The 7,631-nt window shown below is 62.1% G+C and carries 3 protein-coding genes; 2 read left to right on the forward strand and 1 reads right to left on the reverse strand.

Going from position 1 to position 7,631, the window contains the following annotated elements:
- The first annotated feature begins 147 nt into the window (after window positions 1-147).
- Complete coding sequence (locus tag AC1Q6X_RS09100; protein WP_162995553.1) at window positions 148-2,886, forward strand: TonB-dependent receptor; 2,739 nt, start codon at window positions 148-150, stop codon at window positions 2,884-2,886.
- 75 nt (window positions 2,887-2,961) lie between these two features.
- On the opposite strand, the gene aroG is transcribed toward AC1Q6X_RS09100, so the two are convergent.
- Window positions 2,962-4,026: a 3-deoxy-7-phosphoheptulonate synthase AroG gene (gene aroG / locus AC1Q6X_RS09105; protein ID WP_492496544.1), complete on the reverse strand. Its 1,065-nt coding sequence runs from the start codon at window positions 4,024-4,026 to the stop codon at window positions 2,962-2,964.
- Window positions 4,027-4,524: 498 nt separating this feature from the next.
- Between aroG and AC1Q6X_RS09110 the strand changes: the two genes are divergently transcribed.
- Window positions 4,525-7,365, forward strand: coding sequence for a TonB-dependent receptor (locus AC1Q6X_RS09110; RefSeq protein WP_492496530.1), 2,841 nt, complete (start codon window positions 4,525-4,527; stop codon window positions 7,363-7,365).
- Window positions 7,366-7,631: the final 266 nt, after the last annotated feature.

Raw genomic sequence — 7,631 nt, forward strand, 5'->3', positions numbered from 1 at the left:
CAAAATAATTGCCGCCTTTATCACAATAACAAGGAATTTCAGATGATGATAGAAAATGTAATATCGCGGTCGCTGCGCCTGATGTTTGCAGGCGGCATGGCCCTGAGTATGCACGCCGCGTACGCACAAGAAACAACAGATGGCACCATGCAACGCGTGGAAGTCACGGGTTCGAGCATCAAGCGCATCGCTTCCGAAGCGTCGCTGCCGGTGCAGTCGTTCAACCAGAAAGACATCAAGAAAACCGGCGTCACCACGGTGACCGATTTCATCCAGCAAATTCCTGCGATGCAGGGCTTCTCCGTGGCCGCCGATTCGGTGGGCGGCGGCGGCGGCGGCGTCACAACGGCCTCGATCCACGATATCGGCGCAGCCTACACGCTGGTGCTGCTGAACGGCCGCCGTATCGCGCCATCCAATTCCGGCACCACCATCGACCTCAATTCGATTCCCCTGTCGGCCATCGAGCGCGTGGAAGTGCTGACGGACGGCGCCTCGGCCCTGTACGGCGCCGACGCCATCGCCGGCGTGGTCAACTTCATCCTGAAAAAAGGCGCATCGCCGCTGGAAATCAATGCCAAGTATTCGCGTCCTGAAGAAAAAGGCGGCGCCAGCAACTCGATCTCGATCAGCAAGGGCTTCGGCGATATCGACGAAGACGGCTACAGCATCTTCGTGTCGGCCAGCCATGACGAACAAAAATCGCTGAAGGCATCGCAGCGCAGCTTCGCGAAAAGCGGCATCATCAATTTCAACGATCCGAAGACCGGCAAGGCCCTGCAATTCATCAACGGTTCCTCGCGCTCGGCCCCTGGCAATGCCACGGTCGATTACAAACGCACCGATGCGAACGGTAATGTGGTCATCAACCCAGAGACCAACAAGCCCTTCATCGACAACGTCAATCTGAACCCGTACGCCCTGGCCCATGGCGGCAAATGCGCCGCCAGCAACATGGATTTCTACGGCGACGGCAACTGCTATTTCGATTCGCCATCGACCATCGAAATCAATCCGGAATCGAAGCGCGACGCCATCTTCAGCTCGGGTACCGTCAAGCTGGGCAAAACCGGCTTCCAGGGTTTCTATGACCTCGCCTACACGGAAGCGCGCGTCGTCGCCAGCATCGCGCCGTACCCGGCCGATTTCTCCGTCGATGTCGGCTCGCCGCTGTTCAACAAATATCTGGCACCGAACCTGACGCCGGCGCAGTTGGCCAACGCCACGGGCGCCGTCGCCAAATACCGCCTGTCGGAAATGGGCAACCGCGTGTACGACTACGGCACCAAGGCCACTCACATCGTCGCCGGCATCGATGGCAATGCATTCGGCTGGGACATCAACTCGGCCGTGACGTACTCGAAAAACAAGCAGACGCAGAAATACGTCAGCGGCTTCCCGCTGGCCGACAAATTCGACGCGCAAGTAGCCGCCGGCAATATCGACCCGTTCGCCTACCCTGTCGGTTCCATGCCGGACGCCATGCGCCAGGCCCTGCTGGGCACGGGCTTCAGCGGCACCTACAACACGCAAACCGTGGAAATGAAGGGCATCGACGGCCGCGCTTCGCGCCCTGTGTTCTCGCTGCCAGGCGGCACGGCCATGCTGGGTGTGGGCGCCGACTACCGCAACACCTCGTACAAGGTGAAGCAGGCCGACGTCGCCAGGCAGGCGCAGATCCTGTTTGACAATGCACAAGTCGACAGCGAATACGCGCGCGACAATGCCGGCGCCTACGCCGAGCTGATGATGCCGATCTCGAAAAAACTGGAAATGACCGGCTCGCTGCGTTATGACCAGATCGGATCCATCGACGACAAGCTGACAGGCAAGACGGTAGGCAAGAAAGAAAACGCCACCACCTGGAAAGTCAGCGGCAAGTATTCCGCCACCAAGAGCCTGATGTTCCGCGCCGCTGCCGGTACCGGCTTCCGCGCCGCCAGCATGCAGGAAATCGCTGGCCCACTGGAAGACTGGGGCGTCACGGGCGGTAACTACCAATGCCCATTGACGGCAGCGAACGGCATGGGCGGCCACCCGCTGGCCGGCTACTGCAGCGGCGTCGGACGCCAGCAGTTCGAAGCCTTCCAGGGCGGCAACCCGGACCTGAAGCCGGAAACGTCGAAGCAATGGAGCATCGGTACCGTGTTCGAGCCGATCGACAGCCTGTCGATGTCGTTCGACCTGTGGAACGTGGAAATCCGCGACCAGGTCACCGCGGTTTCGGAAGGCCTGATCTTCAACGATCCTGCCAAGTACGCCAACCTGTTCACCACCAAGCACATCAGCTCGACGGGCAAGGACGTGTTGGCTATCAAGCTGCTGCCGATTAACATCGGCAAGGTGGAAAACCGCGGTATCGACTACGACTTCACCCACAAGATGAAGCTGCTGGATGGCCGCCTGACGAGCCGCCTGATGGGTACCTACCTGCTGCGTTCGCGCTACACGACGCCGGGCACCGATGATCAATGGGAAACCAGCCTGAATCGCTACGGTTCGAACGACAAGGTCAGCTTCCGCAACATCATCCGCGCCACCACCTCGTATGAGACGGCCAAGTTCACGCATACGCTGAGCGCCAGCTACCGCAACGGTTACACGGACAAGGAACAGACGGCTGACGATTGCGCCGTGATCGTGGCCGGCAGCCCTGGCGAATGCTATGGCATCCAGCTGGAAGTGCCGAGCTACACCACCTTCGACTTCCAGACGGCTTACCGTCCGCTGAAGAACGTGGAAATCACGGGCGGCATCCTGAACCTGTTCGACCGCAATCCGCCGTTCACCCTGCGTAACACGGGTTCGCATCAAGTAGGCTACAACCCATCGTACTCGAGCGCCCTGGGCCGCCAGTTCTACCTGAGCGGTTCCTACAAGTTCTAAGCTTCCTGTCAGCTGAAAACTAAAAAAGCCCGGAAAGCTTAGCTTTCCGGGCTTTTTTTCATGCTGCGCGCCATGTTAGTCCGCGTCGCCCTGCAAGCGGCGCTGCTTCACGGCCGCCGCCAGGTTTTCCAGCACGGCCACGCTGGCGCTCCAGTCGATGCAGCCGTCCGTGACGGACTGGCCATAGATCAATTCCTTGCCGGGTATCAAATCCTGGCGCCCCGCCACCAGATGCGATTCCACCATCACGCCGACGATGCGGCTGTCGCCGCCCGCCACCTGGCTGGCGATGTCGGCGCACACGGGAATCTGGTTTTCCGGTTTTTTCGAGCTGTTCGCATGCGAGGCGTCGATCATCAGGCGCGCCGCCAGCCCTTGCGCGGCGATGGCTTTGCACGCCTCGTCCACGCTGGCCGCGTCATAGTTCGGCGTTTTTCCGCCGCGCAAGATGATATGGCAATCCTCGTTGCCGTTGGTCGAGACGATGGCCGAGTGGCCGCCCTTCGTGACGGAAAGAAAATGGTGCGGCTGCGAGGCGGCCTTGATGGCTTCCACGGCGATCTTCACATTGCCGTCCGTGCCATTCTTGAAGCCAACCGGGCACGACAATCCCGACGCCAGCTCGCGGTGCACCTGCGACTCCGTCGTGCGCGCGCCGATGGCGCCCCAGCTGATCAGGTCGGCGATGTATTGCGGGCTGATGACGTCGAGGAACTCGGTACCGGCAGGCAAACCCAGCTCATTGATATCGCGTAACAATTCGCGCGCCATGCGCAAGCCGTCGTTGATGCGGAAGCTGTTGTCCATGTACGGATCGTTGATCAGGCCCTTCCAGCCCACCGTCGTGCGCGGCTTCTCGAAGTAGACGCGCATGACGATTTCCAGTTCGCCCGCGAAACGCGCGCGCTCCTTGATCAGCAGGCGCGCATATTCCATCGCCGCCTTGGTGTCGTGGATGGAGCAAGGCCCGATCACCACCATCAGGCGGTCGTCCTGGCCATGCAAAATGCGGTGCAGGGCGATACGGGCGCTGGCGGCGGTCTGTCCGGCTTGCTCCGAGCAGGCGAATTCGCGGATCAGGTGGGACGGCGGGGTCAATTCCTTCATTTCGCGAATTCGCAAATCATCGGTGCGGGGCATCATTTTCTCCAAAATTTAAGGATGGGTAAAACATCTGGGTAAAAAAAAACCGCCATCAGTGGCGGTTTTTTAGAATGTGCTGGGGTCTCGTTTTTTGCTGCTACGTGAACCGACCGCTACTCCACCGCCTTTGGGGTTGGAATTGCTAAAGTAAAAATAAGCGGTAAAAAAGTGGCGAGCGAACATGCGAGTCATCCCTAAGTGATGATCGACTATAAACCTAAATCGCAAGGGTTGGCAAGCGTATTTGTCGGCAAAGCCGCATGCCGCTGCCGTTTCACACTGAAAAACACGCCAAAAAGCGTAAAAAGTTGCGCGCTGCAGGTCCGCACCGGCTGGCCAACAACGCTGGGGCCGCCGTGGCGCGCACGCCACGCCAGCCCGTTTTGACCTTGGGAAGCGACGCACTACTGATGTAGATCGAATCCCCGCCAGGCCGCACGGCCAAGACTGCAAGGTGTACCTCACCTTTTTCTGTCTGACCTTCCGGAGACTCGCATGATCTACAAACAATCTGTCCATCCGTTTTCACCGCCACGCATGGGCCTGGCTCTGGCAAGCGCCCTGCTCGCCCTGCCCGTCCTGGCACAGGAAGCGGCTCCCATTGCCCGCGTGGAAATCACCGGCTCGAACATCCGCCGCGCGCAAGCGGAAACGGCGTCGGCCGTGCAAACCCTGAACGCGGCCGACATTGAAAAATCGGGCAAGTCCAGCGTGGCCGAACTGCTGCAGACCCTGGCCGTCGACAACCAGGGCTCCGTGCCCACTACCTTCGGCAACGGCTTTGCCGCCGGCGCTTCCGGCGTGTCGCTGCGGGGCCTGGGCACGGCCTCGACCCTGGTGCTGCTGAACGGGCGCCGCGTGGCGCCATATGGCCTGGCCGACGATGGCCAGAAGGTATTTGCCGACCTGAACATCATTCCCCTGGAAGCGGTGGAACGGGTGGAAATCCTCAAGGATGGCGCCTCGGCCATCTACGGTTCGGACGCCATCGCCGGCGTGGTCAACGTGATCCTGCGGCGCGACTACCAGGGCACGGCCATCAAGGGCAATTACGGCAAAACGAAAGAGTGGGACGGGCGCGATGCGCACGCCGCCATCACGCACGGCTTCGGCGACATCGACAGCGACCGCTACAACGTGCTGCTGAACCTCGAGTACAGCGAAAAGGCCGCCATCTGGAACCGCGACCGGGCCGGACGGGGTGCCGTCGGCCGCAGCGACTTGCGCGACCAGGGCTTCAGCGCGCAGGAGTCGCTCAGCGGCGCGGGCGCCATCACCACCAACAACGCGGCCGGCAGCGCCGTCAACGGCAATGTGCGCAATCCCGACACGCTCGACTACTACAACCGCGGCAACCTGGCCGGCGTGGGCTTTACGCGCACCTTCCCCGGCGCCGCCTGCGGCAACTTCACCACACATCCGCAGGGCGACCCGGGCGGCGGCTGCCTGACCGATGCCGCGCAGCAATACGGCCAGATCCAGCCCAAGCAAAAGAACATCAATTTCTTCGGCCGCGCCGCCTGGCAACTGACGCCGGCCCTGCAAACGTATGCCGAATTGAACGTGTATCACAGCGAATCGAATTCCGTCACCACGCCCTCGACGGTCAGCGGTTCGGTCGGCTATCCGGGCGGCCCCGTCAGCAATGCCGGCGTGTCGCTCGGTGCTGCGCACCCGGACAACCCGTATTTCGGCACGGCGGCGCGGCTGCGCTACCTGGCGGCCGACGTAGGGCCGCGCCTGTCGGAAGTCGACTCGACCTTCACGCGCTTCGTGGCCGGCATCAAGGGTAGCGTGGCGGGCTGGGATATCGACAGCGCCTTGCTGTACTCACAGAACAAGGTCTCGAACGACTTGAACGGCTATCTGCAGCGCGACGTCGCCTTCGCCCTGCTCAACCCGACAGCCGCCAATGTGGCGGCGGCCAGCCTGAACCCGGCGTATGCGGCTTTGCCGGCGGGCAGCCTGTGGCGCATCGCGGAAAACGCGGGCCTCAATTCGCCCGCGCTGTACGCGGCCCTGTCGCCGCGCATCTCGAACGACGCCAAGACGCATATCGCACAGATCGACTTCAAGGCCAGCCGCGAGGTGGCCAAGCTCGACGGCGGCGGCCTCGGTGTGGCCGTGGGCGCAGAATTCCGTCACGAAGCGACGGAACTCAAACCCACCACGGGCACGGAACGGGGCAATATCATTGGCCTCGGCTATTCCGCCTACAAGGGCAGCCGCAACGCCTCGGCCATCTATGCCGAAGTGCTGGCGCCCGTGCTGAAAACCGTGGAACTGTCGGGCGCCCTGCGCGCCGACCATTTTACCGACGTGGGCAATTCCTACACGCCGAAAGTGGGCGTGAAATGGACGCCCATACGCGAACTGGCCCTGCGCGGCACCTTTGCCAAGGGCTTCCGCGCTCCAAGCGCGGCGGAAAACGGCGTCGGCGGCCTGGCCGCGTTCTCCACTGCCAGCGATCCGCTGCGCTGCGCGCTGGGCGTGGAAGTGGCCTGCGATCCGGCGCCGATCGCCGTCATCACCTCGCCCAATCCGAACCTGTCGCCCGAACGTTCGCGCAGCTATTCCGTGGGCGCCGTGTGGGACCCGCTGCCGCGCAGCAGCATTTCCGTCGACCTGTGGCAAATCCGCCGCAAGAATGAAATCAACCAGGAGCAGACGGATGCGGCCATTGCCGCCGGCAACGTGGCGCGCGACCCGTCCACGGCCACCGGTATTCCCGGCGATCCGGGCGCCATCACGGCCGTGCTGGCCAACTATGTGAATTCGGCGCAAACGACGGTGCGCGGCATCGATATCGACGCCCGCCAGCGCTTCAACCTGGGCAGCGACTATGGCAACCTGGTGTTCGACCTGAAGTGGACGCACCTGTACAAATGGCTGCGCACGGAACAGGATGGCACGCAGCGCGATTTTGCCGGCACGCATGGCAATTGCGACGTGTCCAACTGCATGGGCACGCCGGACGACCGCATCAATCTGGGCGCCACCTGGGAACGCCAGAACTGGCGCGTCACGGCCAACGTCAACTACCGCGCCCCGCTCGACAACGTGCGGTTCAAGAATGACCCGGACGGCTGCGCCACGCATTTTGCCGACGGCACGGACGCGCCGCGCGGCTGCCGCATCGCCTCGTTCACCACGGTGGACCTGACGGCCCGCTGGCTGGCCACGCCCAAGCTAGAAGTGTTTGCGACGGTACAAAACCTGTTCGACAAGATCGCCCCGCTCGACCCGCTGACGTATGGCGCCACGGGCTACAACCCGCTCGACTACGCGGGCGCGGCGGGACGCTTCATCAGTGCGGGGGTGAAATACAAGTTCTGAAAAATCGGGAGCGTAGGCCGGATTAGCGGGGCGCAGCCACGCGTCATCCGACAACCGTGTTGACGCGGCCGGCAGTGGTGTCGGGTTACGCACTTTGCGCTAACCCGACCTACGCGAGCGCCATCTCGGAAAAGTAGGCCGGATTAGCCCGGAGGGCGTAATCCGACAATCGCGTTGACCTCACAGCAGGTAGATACTGTTATCCCCGTCAAGCGGCGTGCAAGGCCGGATCAAATATTTTTCCCGACCTGAGCACGCCGAATGCC

The organism is Janthinobacterium sp. GW823-FHT06H09, assembly GCF_058794735.1.